Origin of the sequence: Pseudomonas agarici (assembly GCF_001543125.1) — a bacterium.
In the GTDB taxonomy this organism is placed as follows: domain Bacteria; phylum Pseudomonadota; class Gammaproteobacteria; order Pseudomonadales; family Pseudomonadaceae; genus Aquipseudomonas; species Aquipseudomonas agarici.
Genome location: NZ_CP014135.1, coordinates 4,365,989 through 4,389,713 on the forward strand (window position 1 = coordinate 4,365,989; position 23,725 = coordinate 4,389,713).

At 62.2% G+C, this 23,725-nt stretch carries 22 protein-coding genes; 18 read left to right on the plus strand and 4 right to left on the minus strand.

The annotated features are described in order from the left end of the window. Window positions 1–41: 41 nt before the first annotated feature. From AWM79_RS19200 to AWM79_RS19265, 15 genes are all read left to right on the plus strand, one after another. On the plus strand, window positions 42–1,727 hold the full coding sequence (locus AWM79_RS19200; protein WP_060783547.1) for a diguanylate cyclase: 1,686 nt from the start codon (window positions 42–44) through the stop codon (window positions 1,725–1,727). Then, window positions 1,687–1,914, plus strand: a complete 228-nt coding sequence (locus AWM79_RS19205) for a hypothetical protein (protein ID WP_017130186.1) — start codon at window positions 1,687–1,689, stop codon at window positions 1,912–1,914. The genes AWM79_RS19200 and AWM79_RS19205 overlap by 41 nt, the downstream gene beginning before the upstream one ends. A 214-nt stretch (window positions 1,915–2,128) precedes the next feature. Further along, window positions 2,129–2,467 (plus strand): polymorphic toxin type 44 domain-containing protein, encoded by a 339-nt coding sequence (locus tag AWM79_RS24555; protein WP_081503009.1) that lies wholly within the window; start codon window positions 2,129–2,131, stop codon window positions 2,465–2,467. Then, window positions 2,445–2,897 (plus strand): hypothetical protein, encoded by a 453-nt coding sequence (locus AWM79_RS19210; protein ID WP_017130187.1) that lies wholly within the window; start codon window positions 2,445–2,447, stop codon window positions 2,895–2,897. Before AWM79_RS24555 ends, AWM79_RS19210 begins: the two co-directional genes overlap by 23 nt. Before the next feature lie 192 nt (window positions 2,898–3,089). Further along, complete coding sequence (gene aroQ, locus AWM79_RS19215) at window positions 3,090–3,524, plus strand: type II 3-dehydroquinate dehydratase (protein ID WP_017130188.1); 435 nt, start codon at window positions 3,090–3,092, stop codon at window positions 3,522–3,524. A 66-nt stretch (window positions 3,525–3,590) separates the two neighbouring features. Then, window positions 3,591–4,049: an acetyl-CoA carboxylase biotin carboxyl carrier protein gene (gene accB, locus AWM79_RS19220; protein ID WP_060783548.1), complete on the plus strand. Its 459-nt coding sequence runs from the start codon at window positions 3,591–3,593 to the stop codon at window positions 4,047–4,049. 17 nt (window positions 4,050–4,066) lie between these two features. Next, entirely contained in the window at window positions 4,067–5,425 is a 1,359-nt protein-coding gene (gene accC / locus AWM79_RS19225) for an acetyl-CoA carboxylase biotin carboxylase subunit (RefSeq protein WP_060783549.1), read from the plus strand. A 185-nt stretch (window positions 5,426–5,610) separates the two neighbouring features. Beyond that, entirely contained in the window at window positions 5,611–6,489 is an 879-nt protein-coding gene (prmA, locus tag AWM79_RS19230; protein ID WP_060783550.1) for a 50S ribosomal protein L11 methyltransferase, read from the plus strand. Window positions 6,490–6,519: 30 nt separating this feature from the next. Further along, window positions 6,520–7,788 carry a DUF3426 domain-containing protein gene (locus tag AWM79_RS19235; RefSeq protein ID WP_060783551.1) on the plus strand — a complete coding sequence of 423 codons (1,269 nt, stop codon included), beginning with the start codon at window positions 6,520–6,522 and terminating at the stop codon, window positions 7,786–7,788. Window positions 7,789–7,963: 175 nt separating this feature from the next. After that, a complete protein-coding gene (dusB, locus tag AWM79_RS19240; RefSeq protein ID WP_017130193.1) occupies window positions 7,964–8,977 on the plus strand; it encodes a tRNA dihydrouridine synthase DusB in 1,014 nt (337 codons plus the stop codon). Continuing rightward, on the plus strand, window positions 8,974–9,294 hold the full coding sequence (gene fis, locus AWM79_RS19245; protein WP_003186237.1) for a DNA-binding transcriptional regulator Fis: 321 nt from the start codon (window positions 8,974–8,976) through the stop codon (window positions 9,292–9,294). Before dusB ends, fis begins: the two co-directional genes overlap by 4 nt. Before the next feature lie 83 nt (window positions 9,295–9,377). Continuing rightward, window positions 9,378–10,985 carry a bifunctional phosphoribosylaminoimidazolecarboxamide formyltransferase/IMP cyclohydrolase gene (gene purH / locus AWM79_RS19250; RefSeq protein WP_060783552.1) on the plus strand — a complete coding sequence of 536 codons (1,608 nt, stop codon included), beginning with the start codon at window positions 9,378–9,380 and terminating at the stop codon, window positions 10,983–10,985. 187 nt (window positions 10,986–11,172) lie between these two features. After that, on the plus strand, window positions 11,173–12,468 hold the full coding sequence (purD, locus tag AWM79_RS19255) for a phosphoribosylamine--glycine ligase (protein ID WP_060783553.1): 1,296 nt from the start codon (window positions 11,173–11,175) through the stop codon (window positions 12,466–12,468). 100 nt (window positions 12,469–12,568) lie between these two features. Next, window positions 12,569–15,349: a hybrid sensor histidine kinase/response regulator gene (locus AWM79_RS19260; RefSeq protein WP_017130194.1), complete on the plus strand. Its 2,781-nt coding sequence runs from the start codon at window positions 12,569–12,571 to the stop codon at window positions 15,347–15,349. A 61-nt stretch (window positions 15,350–15,410) separates the two neighbouring features. Then, window positions 15,411–16,007, plus strand: a complete 597-nt coding sequence (locus AWM79_RS19265) for a MarC family protein (RefSeq protein WP_017130195.1) — start codon at window positions 15,411–15,413, stop codon at window positions 16,005–16,007. A 115-nt stretch (window positions 16,008–16,122) separates the two neighbouring features. Here the strand turns inward: AWM79_RS19265 and cobJ are convergent, their stop codons facing one another. The 4 genes from cobJ to cobG are packed head-to-tail and all read right to left on the minus strand — an operon-like array spanning window position 16,123 to window position 20,585. Further along, entirely contained in the window at window positions 16,123–17,829 is a 1,707-nt protein-coding gene (gene cobJ, locus AWM79_RS19270) for a precorrin-3B C(17)-methyltransferase (RefSeq protein WP_060783554.1), read from the minus strand. Next, the gene (locus tag AWM79_RS19275; RefSeq protein WP_017130196.1) at window positions 17,826–18,560 is read right to left on the minus strand and encodes a precorrin-2 C(20)-methyltransferase; all 735 of its coding nucleotides are present in this window, start codon (window positions 18,558–18,560) and stop codon (window positions 17,826–17,828) included. Before AWM79_RS19275 ends, cobJ begins: the two co-directional genes overlap by 4 nt. Continuing rightward, entirely contained in the window at window positions 18,557–19,183 is a 627-nt protein-coding gene (locus AWM79_RS19280; RefSeq protein ID WP_017130197.1) for a precorrin-8X methylmutase, read from the minus strand. The genes AWM79_RS19275 and AWM79_RS19280 overlap by 4 nt, the downstream gene beginning before the upstream one ends. Continuing rightward, complete coding sequence (gene cobG, locus AWM79_RS19285; protein WP_039792104.1) at window positions 19,176–20,585, minus strand: precorrin-3B synthase; 1,410 nt, start codon at window positions 20,583–20,585, stop codon at window positions 19,176–19,178. Before cobG ends, AWM79_RS19280 begins: the two co-directional genes overlap by 8 nt. Window positions 20,586–20,702: 117 nt before the next feature. On the opposite strand from cobG, the gene AWM79_RS19290 reads away from it, so the two are divergent. From AWM79_RS19290 to AWM79_RS19300, 3 genes are read left to right on the plus strand one after another with little or no spacing between them, the layout of a single operon-like run. Beyond that, window positions 20,703–21,914, plus strand: coding sequence for a bifunctional cobalt-precorrin-7 (C(5))-methyltransferase/cobalt-precorrin-6B (C(15))-methyltransferase (locus tag AWM79_RS19290; protein ID WP_017130199.1), 1,212 nt, complete (start codon window positions 20,703–20,705; stop codon window positions 21,912–21,914). Further along, on the plus strand, window positions 21,907–23,004 hold the full coding sequence (locus AWM79_RS19295) for a cobalt-precorrin-5B (C(1))-methyltransferase (protein ID WP_017130200.1): 1,098 nt from the start codon (window positions 21,907–21,909) through the stop codon (window positions 23,002–23,004). The genes AWM79_RS19290 and AWM79_RS19295 overlap by 8 nt, the downstream gene beginning before the upstream one ends. Beyond that, window positions 23,001–23,723: a cobalt-precorrin-6A reductase gene (locus AWM79_RS19300; RefSeq protein ID WP_017130201.1), complete on the plus strand. Its 723-nt coding sequence runs from the start codon at window positions 23,001–23,003 to the stop codon at window positions 23,721–23,723. The genes AWM79_RS19295 and AWM79_RS19300 overlap by 4 nt, the downstream gene beginning before the upstream one ends. Window positions 23,724–23,725 lie beyond the last annotated feature (2 nt).

Here is a 23,725-nt window from a genome sequence, read left to right on the forward strand (position 1 = left end):
CCATTTACTCCTCCGTTGTTCGCCTAACCGGTAATCAGGATATGACCGAGCCAGCAGACCCCAGTCGCGAGCGCCTTAAGCACCACTTTGCCCAGCGGGTCATTCATCAGGCACGTCAGATTCTTGAGATATGGCAACGTCTACAACGCAGCGAATGGTCGAGCAGCGACATGGCCGAGCTCAGCGAAGCGAACCTGCGCCTGTTACGTTTCGCCGAACGTTTCGAGCAACCGGAACATATCCGACTGGCTCATGGCATCAACCAATCACTGGAAGCGGTGGATGCCAATCGCGGTCGCCTGAGCAGCGCGCTGATCACTGACCTCAATCGCCTGATGCAGCGTCTGTCGTACACCGGCCTGCGCCATGGCGATCAACTCGAACACACCTTCCTGCCCCCCTTGCGCAGGCCGGTCTACCTGATGTTGCAGGACCATGAATGCGCCGGGCGACTGGCCAAGCAACTGGCGTTCTTCGGCCTCAGCGCCCAGCCGCTGGACAGTGTCGCAGCGTTCCGTTCGGCCATGGCCGAGCGCTTGCCGGCGGCGCTCGTCATGGACGTCGACTTCAGTGGCAATGGCATGGGCCTACGCCTGGCGGTCGAAGCTCAGCTCGGTCTCGAACACAAATTGCCGCTGCTGTTTTTCAGCCTGCACGAAACCGATACACCGACCCGCCTGGCCGCCGTGCGCGCTGGCGGACAGGAGTTCCTCACGGGCGTCCTGGAGGCCTCCAGTCTGCTGGAGAAAATCGAAGTCTTGATTTGCGTAGCCCAGTACGATCCCTACAAAGTCCTGGTCATCGATGACTCGCCGGCCCAGGCGCGACACACCGAACGCCTGCTCAACGGTGCCGGGATCGTCACCCGAACACTGATCGATCCGATCCAGGCCATGGCCGAATTGGCGGATTTCCAGCCAGACCTGATCATTCTCGACATGTATATGCCAGCTTGTACCGGTACCGAGCTGGCCAAGGTAATCCGCCACAATGATCGGTATGTCAGCGTGCCGATCATCTACCTGTCCGCCGAGGACGACTTGGACAAGCAACTCGACGCCATGAGCGAGGGCGGTGACGACTTCCTGACCAAGCCGATTAAGCCACGCCACCTGATCACTACCGTGCGTAATCGTGCGGCGCGGGCGCGTAACCTCAAGGCAAGGATGGTCCGCGACAGCCTGACCGGGCTGTACAACCACACCCATATCCTGCAATTACTCGAAGACGCCAGCCTGCGCGCCCGTCGCGACTGCAAGCCACTGAGCTTCGCGATGCTCGATATCGACCACTTCAAGCGGGTCAACGACAGCCATGGCCATCCCATGGGCGACCGGGTGATCAAGAGCCTGGCGCTGTTTCTCAAGCAGCGCCTGCGCAAGACCGATTTTATCGGCCGTTATGGCGGTGAAGAGTTCGCCATTGTCATGCCCGACACTGACGTGGAATCGGCCTACCGGGTACTGGACGAGATTCGTCAGCGCTTCGCGGAAATCCATTACCCGGCACAGCCCCAGGATCTGTGGTGTACCTTCAGCGCCGGGGTGGCCGAGCTGCATGCAGGCAGTGACAGCCTGACAATGGCAACCCAGGCCGACGAAGCGCTCTACTGCGCCAAACATGCGGGGCGCAACCAGGTGCAGGCCGCGCTGCAATATCGAGGACTACCTGGGCAGAGGCGACGCCTTGCGCCTGAGCAGTGCCAGCCAGGCCATCGAAGTGATTGAACAGGAACTCGCCAGCCTGCACGCGCTGGTGGGAGGCACACTCAGTGAAGTCCGCGACCACAGGGAACGCATCCACCAACTGGGCGGCGACAACCTGCTGCGCATCGGCGAGGGTCGCCGCCAGGGCGAACGCCTGCTGGAACTGGGTAGGGAACTGCATACGGCGGTGCAAGTCTTCCGCGTCTGATCATGTCATTTATTGGGACGGCATAACGATGAAGATTGGCGCCCTTGACCATGCGAAGGGCAGATCTGATTGATCAATAAGAAAATTCAACACCTATAACATAGCCCTTTAATAGCTTGTGCTCATGATAGGTTCCATGCGCTGAAACCAATGCAAAGGGCGCATATTATGAGGGCACCTACGTCGCCCCCCCGGCGTTTCTGTCGAAGAAAATATGGCCACGGCCTTCCATAAGAAAAATATTTTGAAGGCGGGATCGGCTTTTATTTACTCTTGGTTTTACACCCAAGTCAGAAATCGCGGCCCTTGGGACTACAAAAAAACATCCAGCGAATATGAAGCCTTTGGAAATTTCAATTACGGCGCCACTGGCACCGCGGCAGGCTTCAGCGAAGGCGTTCTTTTACGGGCAGCAGGTTTTGCCCAGAACCGGGCAGGAACATCCACCGAAGAATTTGGCACTTGGTGGGGGCAAGCCCCTTTCGGTGACGATCCAGCAGATCAGCGATGGATCAAGGAAGGAATAAGGTATGCCAAATTCAGAAACTACTAAAAAGCCTGTTTATCTCGTAGCCATTTCCGCATCACTGGCGCTTTCGCTGGCTTACATCGGCTGGCTATGTATCTTCCCCCGGAATATGCCTCATCTGACAGAAGTGATACTGCGCACGCCACTGGCTCCAGATGCCTTTATCTACGGTATAAAGGACGAACGCGGTGGCGCGACGGTTCCCTTCAGCTATCGGTATTATGTGTATCGAACACTGCCAGCCGACAGCGACATTTTGTCCGAACTGAAAACCGCGACCCCATTCCTCGTCACGCGGGATGAGTCAATAACCCTTGATATTCGGGACTCGACGATCACCGTAGCGGTTGATAAAGAAGTCTACGACTATCACAGCAACACCCTCTATCGACATGCCAATGGCGTCGACTACACCCCCGTGAATATCTATTTGCGCACCACCCCTGGGCACTGATTGCGCGAGTGGCGGCCAAGGGCTCCGGTTTCCAGGAGGCACGCCAGTGACCAGATTCAAGGCCATGGTCACAAACTTCGCGCAAACATCGGACATCGTGCTGGCTATTGCAGTTAACTAGACAGTCATCCAGGCTTTGCGGCATAGTCGGCGCGCATTGACAACTGCACACAGATAACAAGGAAACAGCCGATGGCGACCCTACTGGTCCTGCATGGACCCAACCTGAACCTGCTGGGCACCCGCGAGCCGGGCGTCTATGGCGCGGTCACACTGTCCGAGATCAACCAGGATCTGGAACGTAGAGCCCGAGAAGCCGGGCACCATCTGCTGTATCTGCAGAGCAACGCCGAGTACGAATTGATCGATCGAATCCACGCTGCCGGTGGCGAAGGCGTGGACTTCATCCTGATCAATCCAGCCGCTTTTACACATACAAGTGTCGCATTACGTGACGCGCTGCTGGCGGTGAGCATCCCATTCATCGAAGTGCATTTGTCGAACGTGCATAAACGCGAACCTTTCCGCCATCACTCCTATTTTTCAGATGTGGCGGTAGGCGTGATCTGCGGCCTTGGCGCCAGCGGTTACCGACTGGCCCTGGAGGCCGCCCTAGAGCAGCTTTAAAGACAGGCAACAGCTTGAACGACAAGCGATAAACGCCCCTGACCAACCCTTGGGAGTTGATGATTCATGGATATCCGTAAAGTTAAGAAACTGATCGAATTGCTGGAAGAGTCCGGTATCGACGAACTCGAGATCAAGGAAGGCGAAGAGTCTGTACGCATCAGCCGCCACAGCAAGACCCCGGCACAGCAGTACTACGCGCCGATGCCTGCCCAGGCTCCGGCCCCCGTTGCCGCTCCGGCCGCAGCGGTTGTTGCCGTGCCTGAAGCCGCTGGCGCGCCGAAGCTGAACGGCTTCGTGGTCAAGTCGCCGATGGTCGGCACCTTCTACCGCACCCCGGCCCCGACTTCGCCAGCGTTCGTCGAAGTGGGCCAGACCGTCAAGAAAGGCGACACCATCTGCATCGTTGAGGCGATGAAAATGATGAACCACATCCAGGCCGAAGCCAGCGGTGTGATCGAATCCATTCTGGTAGAAAACGGTCAGCCGGTTGAGTATGACCAGCCGCTGTTCACCATCGTTTGAACCGCGGAGCGCCTTCGATGTTAAAACCTGCGAAGCTGGAAAAAGTCCTGATCGCCAACCGTGGCGAAATCGCCCTGCGCATCCTGCGCGCCTGTAAGGAAGAGGGCATCAAGACCGTCGCTGTTTACTCGACGGCCGATACAGAACTGATGCACGTGAAACTGGCCGACGAAAGCATCTGCATCGGCCCGCCCCTGGCTACCCACTCGTACCTGAATATCCCGAACATCATCGCTGCCGCCGAAGTCACGGGCGCCACGGCCATTCACCCGGGCTACGGCTTCCTTGCGGAAAACGCCGATTTCGCCGAACAGGTCGAAAAATCCGGTTTTGCCTTTATCGGCCCAAAAGCCGATACCATTCGTCTGATGGGTGACAAGGTATCGGCCAAGGCAGCCATGATCGCCGCCGGCGTGCCGACCGTTCCTGGTTCAGACGGCCCATTGCCCGAAGACGCCGACACCGCTCTGCGCATTGGTCGTGAAGTCGGCTACCCAGTGATCATCAAGGCCGCCGGCGGCGGCGGCGGTCGTGGCATGCGCGTGGTGCACAGCGAACAAGAGCTGGTTGAAGCGGCCAAGCAGACCCGCGAAGAAGCCGGCGCCTGGTTCAGCAATCCGATGGTCTATCTGGAAAAATTCCTGACCAACCCACGTCACGTGGAGGTCCAGGTGCTCTCCGACGGCCAGGGCCAGGCGATCCACCTGGGTGACCGCGACTGCTCGCTGCAACGGCGCCACCAGAAGGTTCTGGAAGAAGCACCGGCTCCGGGCATCGACGAGCAAGCACGCGCAGAAGTCCTGGCCCGTTGCGTCAAGGCCTGTATCGACATCGGCTATCGTGGTGCCGGTACGTTCGAGTTCCTGTACGAAAATGGTCGGTTCTACTTCATCGAGATGAACACCCGCGTGCAGGTAGAGCATCCGGTATCGGAAATGGTCACTGGCATTGATATTGTCAAGGAGATGCTGAGCATCGCCGCTGGCAATAAGCTGTCGTACACCCAGGACGACGTGAAGATTCACGGTCACGCGCTGGAATGCCGGATCAACGCCGAAGACCCCAAGACCTTCATTCCAAGCCCCGGCCTGGTCAAGCATTTCCATGCGCCAGGCGGCAACGGCGTGCGGGTCGACTCGCACCTGTACAGCGGCTACAAGGTTCCGTCGAACTATGACTCGCTGATCGGCAAGCTGATCACCTGGGGCGCCACTCGCGACGAGGCCATGGCGCGCATGCGCAATGCCCTGGATGAAGTCGTGGTGGACGGGATCAAGACCAATATCGCGCTGCACCGCGACCTGGTTCGCGACGCGGGGTTCTGCGAAGGTGGCGTGAACATTCATTACCTGGAGCACAAACTTGCTCATCAATGAGTAGGTGATCCAACACAAGGCCGCTTGATTGCGGCCTTGTCGCACTCCGGCACACCCGTTCACCACAACTTCCACCTTCTCAGCCAGTAGGGATGATAGTCGTCTTCTGCTTCCCGCTCGCGTAAACTGGCGCGTTGCTCGCGACCGATCCGGTTGCACATTCACTTTTTTCACAGGTGCCCGCCATGCCTTGGCTGCAAGTACGCCTCGCCATCAGCCCGGAACAAGCCGAAACCTACGAAGACGCTTTCCTTGAAGTCGGCGCTGTTTCGGTAACCTTCATGGACGCCGAAGATCAGCCGATTTTCGAACCCGAACTCAACACCACACCGCTGTGGACCCATACCCATCTGCTGGCGCTGTTCGAAGGCGGCACCGAAGCAGCCCGAGTGCTTGCCCACCTGGAGCTGTTGACCGGTTCGCCGCTGCCCGAGCACCATAGCGAGGTGATCGAGGATCAAGACTGGGAACGCAGTTGGATGGACAACTTCCAGCCCATGCGCTTCGGTCAGCGCCTGTGGATCGTGCCCAGTTGGCACACCGCCCCGCAGCCGGACGCGGTCAACCTGTTGCTCGATCCGGGTCTGGCCTTCGGCACCGGTACGCACCCGACCACCGCGCTCTGCCTGGAATGGCTCGACGGCCAGGACCTCAAGGATTGCCACGTCCTCGACTTCGGCTGCGGCTCGGGAATCCTGGCCATCGCCGCGCTGCTGCTCGGCGCCAAGCAAGCAGTCGGTACCGATATCGACGTGCAGGCCCTGGAGGCCTCCCGCGACAACGCCGGACGCAACAACATTGCCGAGGCGCTGTTCTCCCTGTATCTGCCAGAGCACTTGCCACGGATACAGGCCGATGTGCTGGTCGCCAATATCCTCGCCGGCCCGCTGGTGTCCCTGGCCCCGCAACTGTCCAGCCTGGTCAAGCCGGGTGGCCGCCTGGCGCTGTCGGGCATCCTCGCCGAACAGGGCGAAGAAGTGGCCGCCGCTTATGCCCAGGACTTTGCTCTGGAGCCGCTTGCCGAGCGCGACGGTTGGGTGCGCATCAGTGGCCGTCGGCGTTAGAATGAGCGCTTGGATCAACCGGATCGCCGCATGACCGATAGCTTCGTCACTCAGTGCCCGCATTGCCAAACCAGCTTCCGCGTCAGCCATGCCCAGTTGAGCGTGGCCCGCGGAGTGGTTCGTTGTGGCTCCTGCCTGCAAGTGTTCAACGCCGCACGGCAGCTGCTCGAACAACGTGCGACCCAGGAGGCCGGGGCAGCCCAGCCTGCGGCGGCCTCTGCGGTCGTGCCTCCTGCGCCGTCATTGCCTGCCGAACCTGCCGCTGCGCCGCCACGCGCCATCAGCCAGAAGCAATGGACCACGCAAGCGCTGGACCTGGACAGCCTGGACCTCGACGAAGAACTGGCCCGCCTGGAACAGCGCGAGATCCAGCCGGCCAAGGCATTCGGCGACCAGGGCAAATCCTTCAGTGCGCGTCGCGATAGCGATGACGACGAAACGCCATGGCCAGGCAGCCTGTTCAGCGAGCCGGCCACCGAACACGACGACAGCGCCAGTGCTCAACCGTCCGCTCCGACCAGGACCGAACGCAAGGCCGAGCCGCCCGGGCCGAGCCGCACCGAACCCTCGCTGTCCTTCGATCTCGCCGACCTGGATGAAGAGCCCCAGGCCCCGCGTCTGAAAATCGAAGACCACGAGCTGGCAGACAATGCGACTCACCAGTCGCTGAGCGCCGACGCGCACGACGCAGACGAACCCGTGACCGGCCCTCCGCAGAAGCCCACGCGCACTCGCAACGAGCCCGGCATGCATGACGACGTGCTGCTGGACCTTGAGGACGACCCGATTCATCTCGACTGGCAACGCCGCCGGTCGCCCTGGGGCAAACGCCTGCTGTGGCTGCTGCTGGTACTGCTCGCGGGCGCGTCGCTGGCCGCTCAGTACATCGTCTATCATTTCGACGAACTGGCGCGCCAGGATCAATATCGCCCCTGGTTCCAGCAGCTGTGCCCACAAATCGACTGCAAGGTGCCTTCCAAAGTCGATATTGCCCGGATCAAAAGCAGCAACCTGGTAGTGCGCAGCCACCCGGACTTCAATGGCGCATTGGTAGTCGACGCGATCATCTACAATCGCGCATCGTTCTCCCAACCATTCCCGCTGCTGGAATTGCGCTTCGCCGATCTCAACGGTCACCTGATTGCCAGCCGACGGTTCAAGCCCAGCGAGTACCTGGGTGGCGACCTCAGCGGCCAAAGCGAAATGCCACCCCAAACCCCGATCCATATTGCCCTGGATATCCTCGACCCAGGTGCCAAGGCCGTGAACTATAGCCTCAGCTTCCACTCACCCGAGTGAGTCAAGGTCCACCGTGCTGTCTGCCGGTTTTTTCCGGCGCTAACCAAACTGTTGGCGATAACGGAGTAACTGTTCAGATTTTATCCAACTTTGCCTTTATCCGGTCATCGAGAGCGGGTATCATGCCAACCCTTTTTCGAACTCTAATGATCCGGCCCCACAACAGGGAAGTCCTATGTCGGCGGTACGCATCGGCCCATACACACTGCAGAACAGCTTGATTCTCGCGCCAATGGCGGGGGTCACCGACCAGCCCTTTCGTCAGCTTTGTCGGCGCCTGGGCGCGGGCCTGGTGGTTTCGGAAATGGTAACCAGCGATATGAGCCTGTGGAACAGCCGCAAATCGCGTCTGCGCATGATCCACACAGGTGATCCCGAGCCTCGCTCGGTACAGATCGCCGGTGGTGATGCACAGATGCTGGCAGATGCGGCCCGGGCCAATGTCGAACTGGGAGCGCAGATTATCGACATCAACATGGGGTGCCCGGCCAAGAAGGTCTGCAACAAGGCGGCCGGTTCCGCATTGTTGAAGGACCAGGACCTGGTGAAGGAGATCCTGCACGCTGTCGTGGCGGCTGTCGATGTACCCGTCACTTTGAAGATACGGACCGGCTGGGACCGGGCGAACAAGAACGGCCTGACGGTGGCGAAGATCGCCGAGCAGGCAGGCATTAGTGCCCTGGCGGTGCATGGACGAACCCGTGCCGACCTGTACACCGGCGAAGCCGAGTACGACACCATTGCCGCGATCAAGCAGGCGGTGTCGATCCCGGTCTTCGCCAACGGCGATATCGATTCGGCGCAAAAGGCCCGGTACGTGCTGCAGGCAACCGGTGCCGATGGCCTGTTGATCGGTCGGGCCGCCCAGGGGCGACCATGGATTTTTCGTGAGATCGAGCATTTTCTGCGTACCGGTGAGACCCTTCCGGCACCGCCGTTGTTCGAAGTGGAACGCATTCTGCTAGAACATCTGGCCGCGCTGCATGCCTTCTATGGGGAGATCATGGGCGTGCGCATTGCCCGCAAACATGTCGGCTGGTATCTCGCAACCTTGCCGGGCGCCAGGGAGTTTCGCGCCCACTTCAATCGTTTGGAAGAGACGGAAGCACAGTGCTCCAACGTTCATGAGTTCTTTGCCGAGCGTCACAAGAGCCTGGCGACAGGGAACGCAGAGGGAGTGGCCGCATGACGATGATGACCGAGACTTTAGTGAGTGGAACGACGCCCGTGAGCGACAATGTCAATTTGAAACAGCACCTCAACACGCCCAGCGAAGAAGGCCAGACGCTTCGCGGTAGCGTCGAGAAGGCGCTGCACAATTATTTCGCCCACCTTGAGGGCGCGGCGGTCACCGACGTGTACAACCTGGTGCTCTCCGAAGTCGAGGCGCCCCTGCTCGAAAGCGTGATGAATTACGTCAAGGGCAACCAGACCAAGGCCAGCGAGCTGCTCGGTCTGAACCGCGGCACCCTGCGTAAGAAACTCAAGCAGTACGATTTGCTGTAAGCATTCAATCAAACCAGAAAGGCGCCCGCGTAGAACCGGTCGCTTTTTTTTGCTGACTCCCTTGCTTTTTGATGGACACTGAGATGACCGACCAGACTACTCGCCTGCCGATCCGCCGCGCCCTGATCAGCGTTTCCGACAAGACCGGGATCCTTGATTTCGCTCGTGAACTGCAAGCCCTGGGCGTGGAGATTCTCTCCACCGGCGGTACCTTCAAGCTGCTGCGCGACAACGCCGTGGACGCTGTGGAAGTGGCGGACTACACCGGTTTCGCGGAAATGATGGATGGCCGGGTGAAGACCCTGCACCCGAAAATCCACGGCGGTATCCTCGGCCGTCGCGGCATCGACGACGCCGTCATGAGCGAACACGGCATCCGCCCGATCGACCTGGTCGCGGTCAATCTCTATCCGTTCGAAGCGACCATCGGCAAGCCCGGCTGCGACCTGCCGACCGCCATCGAAAACATCGACATCGGCGGTCCGACCATGGTTCGCTCGGCGGCCAAGAACCACAAGGACGTCGCCATCGTGGTCAATGCCGGGGACTATGCCCAGGTCCTGGAAAACCTCAAGGCCGGCGGTCTGACCTATGCTCAGCGCTTCGACCTGATGCTCAAGGCCTTCGAACACACCGCCGCCTACGACGGCATGATCGCCAACTACATGGGCACCGTGAACCAGGCCGCGCCAACCCTGAGCACCGAAGGCCGCAGCGAGTTTCCGCGAACCTTCAACAGCCAGTTCGTCAAGGCCCAGGAAATGCGCTACGGCGAGAACCCGCACCAGAGCGCGGCGTTCTACGTGGAAGCCAAACCCGCCGAAGTTGGCATCGCCACAGCCACCCAGTTGCAAGGCAAGGAACTGTCGTTCAACAACGTGGCCGACACCGATGCCGCCCTTGAGTGCGTGAAGAGCTTCGTCAAACCGGCCTGCGTCATCGTCAAGCACGCCAACCCGTGCGGCGTGGCAGTGAGCCCGGACGCCGAGGGCGGCATCCGTCGGGCCTATGAGCTGGCCTACGCGACCGACAGCGAATCGGCCTTCGGCGGCATCATTGCCTTTAACCGCGAACTGGATGCCCAAACCGCCCGCGCCATCGTCGAGCGGCAGTTCGTCGAGGTGATCATCGCCCCGTCCGTCAGCGAAGAAGCCCGCGCCATCGTTGCCGCCAAGGCCAACGTGCGCCTGCTGGCCTGCGGCCAATGGGATGTCCACCGCGCCCCGGCCTGGGATTACAAGCGGGTCAACGGCGGTCTGTTGGTGCAGAGCCGCGATATCGGCATGATCGGCAGCCAAGACCTGCAGGTCGTGACTCAGCGCGCGCCGACCGAACAGGAAATCAACGACCTGATCTTTGCCTGGAAAGTCGCCAAGTACGTCAAGTCGAATGCCATCGTCTACGCCAAAAACCGCCAGACTATCGGCGTCGGCGCGGGCCAGATGAGCCGTGTCAACTCCGCCCGCATTGCTGCAATCAAGGCCGAACACGCGGGCCTGCAGGTGCAGGGCTCAGTCATGGCCTCGGACGCGTTCTTCCCGTTTCGCGACGGTCTCGACAACGCGGCCAAGGTCGGTATCACTGCAGTGATCCAGCCGGGCGGTTCGATGCGTGACAATGAAGTGATTGCGGCGGCTGATGAAGCCGGCATTGCCATGGTCTTCACCGGCATGCGCCATTTCCGTCACTGATACGACGACGGCCGCACGGAAACCGGCACCTGCTGCGCGGGAGCCGACCTCGATGATGCTCATTGCCAAAAGGCAACGGCGCTCAGCGAGGCCGACTCCGCCTTGCATCTACCGGCTTCAGTACCGCTTCCTACAGCGTCAGACGCTTTAGGTTTCCATAGAATTTTGCGTCATCGAGGTTTTTGAAATGAATGTTTTGATCATCGGCAGCGGTGGCCGTGAACATGCCCTGGCCTGGAAAGTGGCGCAGGACCCGCGTGTCGAGAAAGTCTTCGTTGCCCCCGGCAACGCCGGCACCGCCATCGAAGCCAAATGCGAGAACGTCGCCATCGACGTCCTGGCGCTGGAGCAACTTGCCGACTTTGCCGAGAAAAACGTCGCCCTGACCATCGTCGGCCCTGAAGTGCCACTGGTAGCCGGTGTCGTCGACCTGTTCCGTGCCCGTGGCCTGGACTGCTTCGGGCCAACCGCCGGTGCCGCCCAACTGGAAGGCTCCAAGGCTTTCACCAAGGATTTCCTGGCCCGCCACAAGATCCCGACCGCCGATTACCGGAACTTCACCGAGGTCGAGCCGGCCCTGGCCTATCTGCGTGAAAAAGGCGCACCGATCGTGATCAAGGCCGACGGCCTGGCCGCCGGCAAAGGTGTGATCGTTGCCATGACCCTGGCCGAAGCCGAAGACGCGGTACGCGACATGCTCGCCGGTAACGCGTTCGGCCAAGCCGGTTCACGGGTGGTGATCGAAGAGTTTCTCGATGGCGAAGAAGCCAGCTTCATTGTCATGGTCGATGGCAAGAACGTCCTGCCAATGGCCACCAGCCAGGACCACAAGCGCGTCGGCGACGGCGACAGCGGCCCGAACACCGGCGGCATGGGAGCTTACTCGCCGGCTCCGGTGGTCACCGCCGAGGTTCACCAGCGCGTGATGGATCTGGTGATCTGGCCGACTGTGCGCGGCATGGCCGAGGAAGGCAATGTCTACACCGGCTTCTTGTATGCCGGATTGATGATCGACAAAGCCGGCAATCCGAAGGTCATCGAATTCAACTGCCGCTTCGGCGACCCGGAAACCCAACCGGTCATGCTGCGCTTGCAATCGAGCCTGGTGCTACTGGTCGAGGCCGCGCTGGCCCAAGCCCTGGACAAGATCCAAGCGCAATGGGACCCGCGGCCGAGCCTGGGCATCGTCCTGGCGGCCGGCGGCTACCCGGGCGATTACGCCAAGGGCGCGCCGATCAACGGCCTGGATGCCGCCGCCAGCCTGGAAGGCAAGGTTTTCCACGCCGGTACCGCGCTCAAGGATGGTCAGGTAGTGACTGCCGGCGGTCGGGTGCTGTGCGCTACGGCGCTGGGCAACAGCGTCGAGGCGGCACAGGGGCAGGCTTACCGCTTGGCAGCTAAAATCAATTGGGAAGGCTGCTTCTACCGTAGTGATATTGGCTATCGTGCAATTACACGCGAACGCGCAGAAAGCCAGGAATAAACTATCCGACCGGATAGGCAAGGGCCTCAGACCCTTGCCGTATTATTCCCGCCCTGCGCATAGTTATAACTCAGGCATCAACCTACGAAGGGATTTCGCCGTGCGCTGGCTCAGGATTGCCATAAGTTTCACCGTCAGCCTGCTGACCCTGCTTTGCCTCGCATCGGCCGCACAAGCCTCGCAAGGCAGCGGCTGGGCGATTTTGCTCGATGATCAGGGCCACCTGCAACTTAGCGATATCCGCTCCTCGCGCTACATCAACCAATTCAGCCCCGTCGAACTTGATCGACTGACTGCCGCTCACCCCGAAGGTGCCCTGTGGTTGCGCTTTCGTCTGCAGCCGAGCAAACACGAACAGTTGCTGCGGGTTTTTGCTCCGGACCTCGCGCACCTCGACCTGTACACCCTCGACGGCGACACGCTGATCGACCAGATCCGCAGTGGCAACGATCTGTCGAAAGCTGAACGGCCGTTGCCCAGCAGCGATTTCATGCTGCCCCTGACACAAAGTTCCAAACCTCTGGACATCTACCTGAGGCTGGTCTCTAAACACGAGCTGCGGCCACACATCACCCTCGAGTCGGCAGTGATGACTGCTGCCGGCCAAGGCCAGACGCTACTCTATGGCCTGTTGTTCGGCTGTCTGTCGATGCTGATCCTGCATAACCTGACCCGCTTCGCCTACACCCGTTCGAGCAGCAGCCTGTGGCTGGCCGCGTGCGAAGCCCTGCTGCTGCTCAGCGCCCTATTCCTGCTGAACCTGGCAGGGCCGTGGCTGCCCGACTGGCACGGTGCGCAGACACCCGGCGCCTACCTGGCACTGCTACTCACCGCACCCTGCGGCCTGATGTTCACCTACTGCTTCTTCTCCCCCTTGGGTCCGCATCCCCTGAACAAGCTGTTGCTGGGCGACATTCTGGTGATCTGCCTGGGCGGGCTGTTGCTGCTGTTCGTTGACACTCTGCCCTTGAACGTGATGACTTACGGACTGGTCGGACTGGCCAGCCTGAGCATCCTGCTGGTCGCCGCCTATCACTGGCAGAAGGGCTATCGTCCGGCGCGGTGGTTCGTCGTCGCCATGGTCATCTTCAATATCGGCACGCTGGTCATCCTGCCTGCCCTGTTGGGCCTGACCCTGGTGCCGCCGCAAGGTCTGATCGTCGCCCTGCTGGTCCTCATCTGCATCAGCGGCCTGTTGATGAGCATCGCCTTGGGCGAGCGGCGCCGAAGCATCACCGAAGACCAATTCAGCGTCAGCCGCGACCTGGCGGCGAGCAATGCCGAAATCGCCGCCAAGGCGGAGTTCCTGGCGAAGATCAGCCACGAAATCCGCACCCCGATGAACGGCGTGCTGGGCATGACCGAGCTGCTGCTGGGCACCCCACTGTCGGTCAAGCAGCGCGACTACGTACAAACCATCCACAGTGCAGGCAACGAACTGCTGACCCTGATCAATGAGATTCTCGACATCTCCAAGCTGGAGTCCGGGCAGATCGAGCTCGACGATGTGCAATTCGACCTCAATGCCTTGATCGAAGACTGCCTGAGTATTTTCCGTGCCAAGGCCGAGCAGCAGAACGTCGAACTGATCAGCTTTATCCAGCCGCAGGTCCCACGGGTGATCAGCGGTGACCCCACGCGCTTGCGCCAGGCCCTGCTCAGCCTGCTGGAAAACGCCCTGAAAAAGACCGATGAGGGCGAAATTCTCATCGTTGTCGTCCTCGATGAACGCAACGGCCAGCCGCGCCTGCGCATTGCGGTCCAGGATAGCGGCATGCCGATGGATGACGAAGAACGTGATGCCCTGCTCCACGCCGAGCTGCAGAGCAAGAATTTCCTGGCCGCGACTCGTCTGGGAGGTCATCTGGGCCTGGTGATCGCTCGCCAGTTGATCCTGCTGATGCAGGGCGAGTTCGGCATCAAGAACAGCCCCAATCAAGGCAGCACGCTGTGGCTGACGCTACCGCTGGACCCGCTGCACCTGGAGCACCCGACTTGCGACCTCGACGGCCCGCTCAAAGGCGCACGGGTGCTGGTGGTCGACGACAACGACACCTGCCGCAAGGTTCTGGTACAGCAGTGCAGCGCTTGGGGCTTGAATGTCAGTGCCGTGCCCTCCGGCAAGGAAGCCCTGGCCCTGTTGCGCACCAAGGCGCACTTGCGTGACTACTTCGACGTGGTCCTGCTCGACCAGAACATGCCCGGCATGACCGGCATGCAACTGGCGGCGAAGATCAAGGAAGACCCGAGCCTCAATCACGACATTCTGCTGATCATGCTGACCGGTATCAGCAATGCACCGAGCAAGATTATCGCGCGTAACGCCGGTATCAAGCGCATCCTCGCCAAACCGGTGGCCGGCTACACCCTCAAGACCACCCTGGCCGACGAACTGACCCAGCGCGGCACCGGCCCGACCTCGATGCTCACCCTGAACACGCCCGTGGTGGCCCCCATCACGGTACCGAGCGATTTCCGCATCCTGGTCGCTGAAGACAACAGTATTTCCACCAAGGTGATTCGCGGTATGCTGGGCAAACTCAATCTGCAGCCGGACACCGCCAGCAACGGCGAAGAGGCGCTGCGTGCGATGAAAGCCCAGCGCTACGACTTGGTCCTGATGGACTGCGAAATGCCGATACTCGACGGGTTCTCCGCGACCCAGCAACTGCGGGCCTGGGAAGTCGGCAACCAACGGGTGCGCACGCCGGTGGTGGCACTGACCGCGCATATCCTCAGCGAACATAAGGAGCGGGCACGCCAGGCCGGCATGGACGGCCATATGGCCAAGCCCGTTGAGCTCTCGCAACTGCGTGAGCTGGTGGAACACTGGGTGGCCCAGCGCAACAACCAACAAGTCCAGGCACCGACCACCTCCTGAGCCGACAGACCGCGCGGCGCCTGATAGACTGCCATGGCCCTCCCCCGTTCGAGCCCAAACCATGCTCCACGTGTTGTTCAGCGTTTACCTGAAGATGCTGGTGCTCTACAGCCCGTTCTTCGTCCTGTCCTGCTTTATCAGCCTGACCCGTGGCTACTCCAGCAAGGAGCGCCGACGCCTGGCCTGGAAAGTGGCGCTCGCCACCCTGGTCTCCAGCGTGCTGCTGTACCTGTTCGGGAGAGTGATCTTCAGTGTCTTTGGCATCACTGTGGATGCCTTCCGCATTGGCGCCGGGAGCGTGTTGTTCATCTCGGCACTGGGCATGGCCCAGGGCAAGTCAGCCATACAGAGCGACAACGTACAACAGGACGTGACCATCGTCCCGCTGACCATCCCGCTGACCGTCGGTCCTGGCACCATCGGCGCGTTGCTGGTCATGGGCGTGAGCCAGCCCCATTGGGACGACAAACTTATCGCCATCGTCAGTATCGGCCTGGCCAGTTTTACCGTCGGCGTGGTGCTGTACCTGTCGAACCGGATCGAACAGATCCTCGGCGACCAGGGCCTGCAGATCGTCAGCCGCCTGATGGGATTGTTCGTCTGCGCCCTGGCGGCGCAGATCATCTTTACCGGGGTGCGCGGCTACCTGGTGCCCTGAACTGCGCCTGACACGAACATGGCCTCGGCAAAGCGCGCTCGCCCCTCTTCATCGGTCAGGTCAAACGACAATCCCCTGACCTTTTATCGTCAGCTCTTTCCGAAGTCCCGGCGCCTCAGGAGCGGGGCTTTTCACCATACCAGCGCGGCGTATAGACCCACTCGCCGCCCTCGGCACGAGGGAAGACACAGGTGGTGGACGAGCCGATGATAACCATGGTGCGCATGTCCACCTGCTCCGGCGTCAGCGCACCCAGCGTGGTCACCCGCAAGGTCTGACCCGGTCGACCGATATCCCGCCCCAGCACGACCGGTGTCAGCGGTGTGCGGTGCTGGGCGACGATTTCCAGCGCCCGTCCCAACTGCCAGGGACGGGAGCGGGAAATCGGGTTGTAGAAGGCCAGGGCGAGGTCGGCCTGGGCCGCCAGGTCGAGGCGCTTCTCGATAATGCTCCAGGGCTTGAGGTTGTCCGACAGCGACATCACGCAGAAGTCGTGCCCCAGGGGGGCACCGGCCTGGGCCGCAGTGGCGAGAGAGGCGGAAACGCCGGGGAGGATTTCCAGATCGACGCCGTGCCAGCTCGGCTCATCGGACTCATGCAAGGCTTCGAGCACCGCCGCCGCCATGGCGAATACACCCGGATCGCCGGACGACACCACTACCACCGAACGCCCCTGGGCCGCGAGTTCGAACGCATGCCGGGCGCGCAGCATTTCTTCGCGGTTGTCGGTACAGTGCAGCACCTGGTCGGCACGAAACGGGCCGGCCATGCGCACATAGGTTTCATAGCCCAGCACATCGTTGGCTCGGGCCAGTTCGGCTTTTACCGCCGGCACCATCAGTTCGGCGGCGCCGGGTCCCAGGCCGATCACCGCCAGGCGTCCGCGAGAACGACCGATGCGTTCCGGCTCCAACGGCTGGCTGGCGACCGCAATCGCCAGCTCGGCACCGATACAGATCGGCGGTAACAACTGCGGTATCGCTTGTTGCGCCATTTGCGCGACGGAACCGACCGAGGCGACAAAGCGCAATGGCACTGCTAATTCGGCAGCCGCCATCCGCAGGGCGGGGTTGGCCATCTCACTGTCAGCCGCCACCAGGCAAGCCAGCGATTGCCAGGCGATATTCGCCTCGTGCAAGGCCTGACGCACCGCACCCGCCAGCTCCGGCACGGCGGCCGTGACCGCCACCAGGACGCTGCGCGCATAGATCAGCAATTCATCGGCAACCGGCGCACGCTCAGCGCTACCGACATGAATCGACAGACGCGCCTGTCGATCCTCCGGCAAGTGCGCCCGCGCCAGCCAGGGGGCCGCTCCTTCGATACGCACACTTTCGCCAGCCAGCAAGTCCGAGACAAAGCGTTTGCCCAGCTCCAGGTCGCCCAGCGCATAACCGCTGGGCGGATTCAGCAGACAGGTACCGAAACGCAGCTCGCCGCTGGTGGTGATAGCTGCTGCTACCCCCAGGCCCGCCGCCATTTCCCGGGCCATGGCATTCACCCCACCCAAGCCGCCCAGCAACGGTACTACCGCGCTGCCGTCTTCGGCCACCGCCAGTACTGGCGGCTCGGCCCCCTTTTCCAGTAACAGCGGGGCCAGCGTGCGGATCACGATGCCGGCGGCGCACAAGGCAATGATCGGCGTGTCCTGTTGGTAGAGCTGGCGCAAGGTCGCGCCAAACTCGTGATACAACCGGTCCGCGCCTTCGACTCGCCCAACCAGTCCGTAGACCAGCGCATCCGGGTAGACCTGTTGCAGCCTGCGGGCTGTTGCGAGGCTGCCATTGCCGAGGGTGACAATGGCCGGTTGCGGGCGGCTCATCCTTGCCACCGTTCGCCGGGCACGATAATCAGTGAGAAGTACGGCGAGGACATTGGCTCGACTTCATTGAGCGGCACGATCTTCTGGTTAGCCATGGTTGCCCGCTCCACATACAGCGCACGGCTGACCAGCCCCAACTCTTCGAGTACCTGGCGAACCTTATGGAAGTTGCGCCCCAGTTTCATAATCACTGCGGCATCGGCATCGACCAGGCGCCGCTTGAGTTCGTCGTGGGCCAGCACGCCGGACAACACCGACAGGCTCTGGTTGCGGTACACCAGCGGCACGCCAAGCACCGAAGCGCCACCGAGCATCGAACACACGCCGGCAATCACCTGGGCGTCGTAGCGCTCGGCCAAGCGGTCGTGCAGGTACATGTAGGAACCGTAGAAGAACGGATCGCCTTCGCAGATCACCGCCACGTCGCGCCCGGCATCCAGGTGCGCGGCCACTTCCAGACTGGCCTCGTCGTAGAAGTCGCTGATCACCTGCTCGTAAGACAACGGCGCCGGCAAGGCTTCGGTGGTCACCGGGTAGACCAGCGGCAACAGCAACTGGGCAGGCTGCAGGTGCGCTTCGATGATACCGAAGGCATTACCCTTCTTGCCCTTGGCAACGAAGTACGCCACCACCGGCGCCTCGCGCAGCAGGCGTAGCGCCTTCAGGGTGATCAGCTCTGGATCACCCGGCCCCACGCCGAGGCCGATCAGACGTCCAGGTGGGGGCATCATTCAATCTCCGTGGCGAGAGCGTTGACGGCGGCGGCGGCCATGGCACTGCCACCCAAGCGGCCTTGCATGATCACGAAGGGTACGCCACGGCTGTCGGCGGCGAGCATTGCCTTGGATTCGGCGGCACCGACGAATCCCACCGGAAAACCGAGGATCAGTGCCGGCTTCGGCGCACCGGCATCGAGCATTTCCAACAGGTAGAACAAGGCGGTCGGCGCGTTGCCAATCACCACTACGCTGCCTTCCAGATGTGGCCGCCACAGTTCCAGGGCCACCGCCGAACGAGTATTGCCCTGCTCCCGCGCCAGCGTCGGCACGCGCTCGTCACGCAGGGTGCAGATCACCGGGTTGTTCGCCGGCAAACGTGAGCGGGTGATGCCTTCGGCGACCATGCGCGCGTCACAGAGGATCGTCGCGCCAGCCGCCAGCGCATCGCGTCCGGCCTGGCCGGCACCCGGCGAGAAGCGCAGGCCGTCGATGGCATCGACCATGCCACAGGCGTGAATGACACGCACGGCGAGCTTTTCGAGGTCGGCGGGAATACGCGCCAGGTTCGCTTCCGCGCGAATGATCGCGAAGGAGTTGCGATAGATCTCCTGACCATCGCGAATGTAATCAATCATCGGTACGGCTCCGTGAGCGGGCTTCGAGCAACGCGCCCGCCGCATCAATAGTAAGGTTGCGCGCGTGCAGCAGACCGAAGCCAGGTTGAGCTACATCGCGAAAATAGAGGTCGTAATGGCCGGGTGAGACCGCCAACAACGTACACGGGGCCACATGGGCCGCCGCACAGGACCGACCACAACCGGACAAATGGACGTCCTGGGCGTGTCCCGGCAAGCACGTCGCCAGCCGCCGGGCATCGGCCTTGGTGTCGGCCAGGCCCTTGGTACAGCCGCCGGACCCGCTGCAGGCGATGATCCGCGCCAGCGCCTGGTCAGCCTCGCAAAGCAGCCCGAGTTGGCGCAGCCGGGCCGTCACGCTCGCGGCGTCCTGGCGACGAATATTGGCCAGCAACAGGCTTTGCCAGGGCGTCAGGCGCAGGCTGCCGTCGCCCCGGCGCAGCGCCAACCGAGCCACGCCGTCGAGCAGGGTGGCGTCGAGTCGGCCCAGGGGGAACGCGGCGCCGATATGCACCCGCCCCGGTTGCCGCTGTGGATAAGTCCCGATATGCCGCAGGCTCGCGGCACGGGGTCGCCGCCAATGCGGCACGGGCGTCAACCCGACATCTAGCCGAGCGGACAATTGCGCCATGAACGATTCGACCGCAACCTCGGCCAGCAAATGCCGCATGCGCGTCTGCTCCGGTCGGGCAAGGTCGAGGAACAGTTCCAGCACCGCCACCACCAACTCATGACCCTGCTCGAAAGGCACCGCGGCCAACGGCGCATCATAGGCCGGGCAGCCGGCGAGACCAAATGCCAGACATAGCCTGTCCTCGATCAACAGCGCCGACAACCATAGGTCATGGGGATGTTCGAGCATCGCCAGGGCTTCACCGCCGTCCAGTTGCAGCGCGAACTTGGCCGACAGTTCATGAAAGCGCCGGCGCCCCTGTAGCGTGGCGAGAATCTGCGCGGCGAGCGGGCGAGTATCGATCAGCATCTGTGCGTCGATACCGGCACTGGGACTGAGCATCAGATTGCGCACATCGTCGGCGCCAGCAACCTGCGTCAAGCCGCAGGAGGCGGACGCATCCGCGAAGCCTCTGACGCTCTCATGGCTCCTTTCGCGGCGGTCCGGCGTCTCGGCGTCAGGCCCGAGACCGGCCTCCAGCAAGGTCGCGATCAAGGCCGCATGCTGCTCGCCGATCCCGCGAATTTGCAGGTTGCCCCGGTTGGTCGCCTCGATCACCCCATGGGCATAACGCTCGGCGGCTTGGGCCACGGCCTGAGCCTGGGCGGCGCTGATAACGCCTCCGGCCAGCTTGATCCGACAGATACCGCCATCCAGCGCCGGGACGATGCGCAGCAACCCCGGACACGCCGAGGGGCGGATAGCATTGGCAAGCGGGCGTTCGTTCAAGGGGCAACCGACAGTAAGGGAAAGGCATTTTGCCGTCCAAGGCGCGGTATTATGCCTGCTTTGTCCGAAGGCATGAAAAGACTGCCCGTCGGAACAGCGGTGTTTTGAGGATTTTAGATGACGCCTTGGCTGACAGTAGTAGGCATCGGTGAAGACGGCTTCAGTGGTCTGGGCAAAAATGCCCGGCGCGCCCTGCTGGGCGCTTCGCGGATCTTCGGCGGGCAACGCCAGCTCGATCTGCTGCCGGTGTGTGTGCGTGGCGAACGCCAGGTCTGGCCAAGCCCATTCTCCACTGCGCCGGTACTGGCCCTGCGCGGCACTCCGGTGTGCGTGTTGGCGAGCGGCGACCCGATGCTGTTCGGTGTCGGTGCCAGCCTGTCGCGGCAGATGAACCGTGAGGAAATGCAGGTGTTGCCCGCGCCCTCTGCCTATTCACTGGCCGCCGCTCGCCTGGGCTGGGCCTTGCAGGACGTGGTGTGCCTGTCGGTAGTCGCACGACCGGTGGCGGCCCTGAGTGCGCAACTGTATTCGGGGCTACGCCTGCTGGTCCTGAGCAATGACGAGCGAAGTCCCGCCGCCATCGCCGCCTTGCTCCGCGCACGCGGTTTCGGACCGAGTCGCCTCAGTGTCCTGGAACACCTCGGTGGTCCGCTGGAGCGCCGCATCGACACGCTAGCCGACGCCTGGCAAGAGCAAACCATCGCCAAGTTGAATCTGGTGGCTATCGACTGCCTGGCCGACCCGACCACTCCGCGCCTGTCGCGAATCGGCGGGCTGCCGGACTCCGCGTTCCGCCATGACGGCCAGTTGACCAAACGCGATGTACGCGCCATCACTCTGGCCCGCCTCGCCCCCGTGCCCGGAGATCTGCTGTGGGATGTCGGCGCCGGCAGTGGCTCCATCGGCATCGAATGGATGCGTGCTCACCCCAGTTGCCGGGCGATTGCCATCGAAGCGCACGAGAGTCGCCAGCAACTGATCGAACACAACTGCGCCACCCTCGGCGTGCCCGGCTTGCGTCTGGTGCGCGGTAGCGCTCCCGAGGCTCTGGCAGAGCTGGAGCCGCCGGACGCGATCTTTATCGGCGGCGGCGTGACTCACCCCGGCGTGCTGGACACTTGCTGGGCCCGACTCAAGCCCGGCGGACGCCTGGTGGCCAATGCCGTAACCCTGCAAAGCGAGATGCGGTTAATGAGCTGGCAGCAAACCCATGGCGGTGAACTGACCCGGATCCATATCGCCCAGGCCCAGCCCCTGGGGAACTTCGATACCTGGCGCCAGGCACTGCCCATCACCCTGCTCGATGGGGTCAAGCCTCTCGATGCGTGACGAAACCCCGGAACGACCCGCGCCCCTGCGCAGCGGCCTGACCACCGGCAGTTGCGCCACGGCCACCTCGCTGGCGGCGGCGCGGCTGCTGCTGACAGGCGTGCGCCACGATGCGGTGCAAATCATCCTGCCCAAGGGCAACCAGGTGCAGATGCGCCTGGAGTTCTGCCGCCTGCACGAAGACGGCGCCGAAGCCGGGACCCTCAAGGATGCTGGCGACGATCCGGATGTGACCCACGGAGCCCTGTTGTATTCGCAGGTGCGCCTGATCGCCGAACCCGGCGTGCGCTTTCACGCGGGCGCCGGCGTCGGTACCGTGACGCGCCCGGGCTTGGTGCTGGCGGTGGGCGAGCCGGCGATCAACCCGGTGCCGCGCAAGATGATCAGCGACCATCTGCGCCAACTCGCCACCGAACACGCTTATGCCGGCGGGTTTTCGGTGACGGTCAATGTTCAGGGCGGCGAAACCCTGGCCCTGAAGACCATGAACCCGCGCCTGGGCATTCTCGGCGGGCTGTCGATTCTCGGCACCAGCGGCATTGTCCGGCCATTCTCCTGCGCTGCCTATATCGCCTCGATCCATCAAGGCATCGATGTGGCCAAGACCAACGGCTACCTGCATATCGCCGCTTGCACCGGCAACGCCAGCGAAGACACCATGCGTCGCGTGTACAACCTGCCGGAGATTGCCCTGATCGAAATGGGCGACTTCGTCGGCGCCGTGCTCAAACATGTGCGCAAAGTGCCCGTGGATAAATTGAGCCTGTGCGGCGGCTTCGGCAAGATTAGCAAGCTGGCGGGCGGGCACATGGACTTGCACAGCCGCCATTCGAGCATCGACCTGCCACAACTGGCTGAGTGGGCGGCGGCGGAGGGCGCCGATGACACCTTGCAGGAGGCCATCCGCCAGGCCAATACCAGCCAGCAGGCACTCGCCATGGCCCATGCTGCCGGGATCGCCCTCGGTAACGTGGTCTGCCAGCATGCGCTGGAGGTTGCCCGCCGGGTGGTGCCGGCCCAGGTACAGGTCGAAGTATTCGCCATCGATCGCCAAGGTGGCATCGTTGGCCATGCCGGGGCTTGCCCATGAAAATACTCTTGTTGGGGGGTGTGAGCGAAGCACTGGCGATTGCCCGTACACTGGGGCCGGAACATATCTATAGCCTGGCGGGAATCGGCCGGGTGCCCGGCGACTTGCGCTGCCAGGTGCGGGTCGGCGGTTATGGCGGGGCCGAGGGACTGGCGCGCTTTATTCGCGACGCAGGCATCGACCTGCTGCTGGACGCTACTCATCCCTATGCTGCCCAGATCAGCCGCAATGCTGTCGTGGCGGCAGGTATCAGCGGCATTGCCTGCTGGGCCCTGCGCCGCCCGGCCTGGGTCGCGGAGCCCGGAGACGACTGGCGGGAAGTCGCCGACTGGGCCGAACTGGTCGACGCGCTGAAACCGTTCAAGCGACCACTGTTCACCCTCGGGCGCGAGCCGCTGCAGCACCTCGACGAAATCCCCGCCGGACAGTTCTGGACCCTGAGAGCCCTCGACCAGTATCCCGGTACCGAGCGCTGTGAAGTCATCGGCGCCCGTGGCCCGTTCCACCTGGAGGATGAGCGAGCGCTGTTCGAGCATCGCGCCATCGATGTGCTGATCAGCAAGAACAGCGGCAGCAGCGCCACCGAACCCAAGCTGCAAGTGGCCCGTGAACGCTCACTACCGGTGCTGATCCTCAAGCGCCCCGTACTACCAGCCACCACACGCGAGTTCTCGACGCTTGAGGAAACACTGGCGGCGTTGGCGATTGCTTTTCAATAGAT

Bases quoted from the DNA above. Each gene is read 5' to 3' on its own strand.
- accC (WP_060783549.1), top strand. From the start codon at position 4,067: ATGTTAAAACCTGCGAAGCTGGAAAAAGTCCTGATCGCCAACCGTGGC.
- dusB (WP_017130193.1), top strand. From the start codon at position 7,964: ATGTCGGCGGTACGCATCGGCCCATACACACTGCAGAACAGCTTGATT.
- cobJ (WP_060783554.1), bottom strand. From the start codon at position 17,829: ATGAGCCGCCCGCAACCGGCCATTGTCACCCTCGGCAATGGCAGCCTC.
- AWM79_RS19300 (WP_017130201.1), top strand. From the start codon at position 23,001: ATGAAAATACTCTTGTTGGGGGGTGTGAGCGAAGCACTGGCGATTGCC.
- purD (WP_060783553.1), top strand. From the start codon at position 11,173: ATGAATGTTTTGATCATCGGCAGCGGTGGCCGTGAACATGCCCTGGCC.
- AWM79_RS19290 (WP_017130199.1), top strand. From the start codon at position 20,703: ATGACGCCTTGGCTGACAGTAGTAGGCATCGGTGAAGACGGCTTCAGT.
- accB (WP_060783548.1), top strand. From the start codon at position 3,591: ATGGATATCCGTAAAGTTAAGAAACTGATCGAATTGCTGGAAGAGTCC.
- purH (WP_060783552.1), top strand. From the start codon at position 9,378: ATGACCGACCAGACTACTCGCCTGCCGATCCGCCGCGCCCTGATCAGC.
- AWM79_RS19275 (WP_017130196.1), bottom strand. From the start codon at position 18,560: ATGATGCCCCCACCTGGACGTCTGATCGGCCTCGGCGTGGGGCCGGGT.
- AWM79_RS19295 (WP_017130200.1), top strand. From the start codon at position 21,907: ATGCGTGACGAAACCCCGGAACGACCCGCGCCCCTGCGCAGCGGCCTG.
- AWM79_RS19200 (WP_060783547.1), top strand. From the start codon at position 42: ATGACCGAGCCAGCAGACCCCAGTCGCGAGCGCCTTAAGCACCACTTT.
- AWM79_RS19210 (WP_017130187.1), top strand. From the start codon at position 2,445: ATGCCAAATTCAGAAACTACTAAAAAGCCTGTTTATCTCGTAGCCATT.
- AWM79_RS19235 (WP_060783551.1), top strand. From the start codon at position 6,520: ATGACCGATAGCTTCGTCACTCAGTGCCCGCATTGCCAAACCAGCTTC.
- prmA (WP_060783550.1), top strand. From the start codon at position 5,611: ATGCCTTGGCTGCAAGTACGCCTCGCCATCAGCCCGGAACAAGCCGAA.
- AWM79_RS19280 (WP_017130197.1), bottom strand. From the start codon at position 19,183: ATGATTGATTACATTCGCGATGGTCAGGAGATCTATCGCAACTCCTTC.
- aroQ (WP_017130188.1), top strand. From the start codon at position 3,090: ATGGCGACCCTACTGGTCCTGCATGGACCCAACCTGAACCTGCTGGGC.
- AWM79_RS24555 (WP_081503009.1), top strand. From the start codon at position 2,129: ATGGCCACGGCCTTCCATAAGAAAAATATTTTGAAGGCGGGATCGGCT.
- AWM79_RS19265 (WP_017130195.1), top strand. From the start codon at position 15,411: ATGCTCCACGTGTTGTTCAGCGTTTACCTGAAGATGCTGGTGCTCTAC.
- fis (WP_003186237.1), top strand. From the start codon at position 8,974: ATGACGATGATGACCGAGACTTTAGTGAGTGGAACGACGCCCGTGAGC.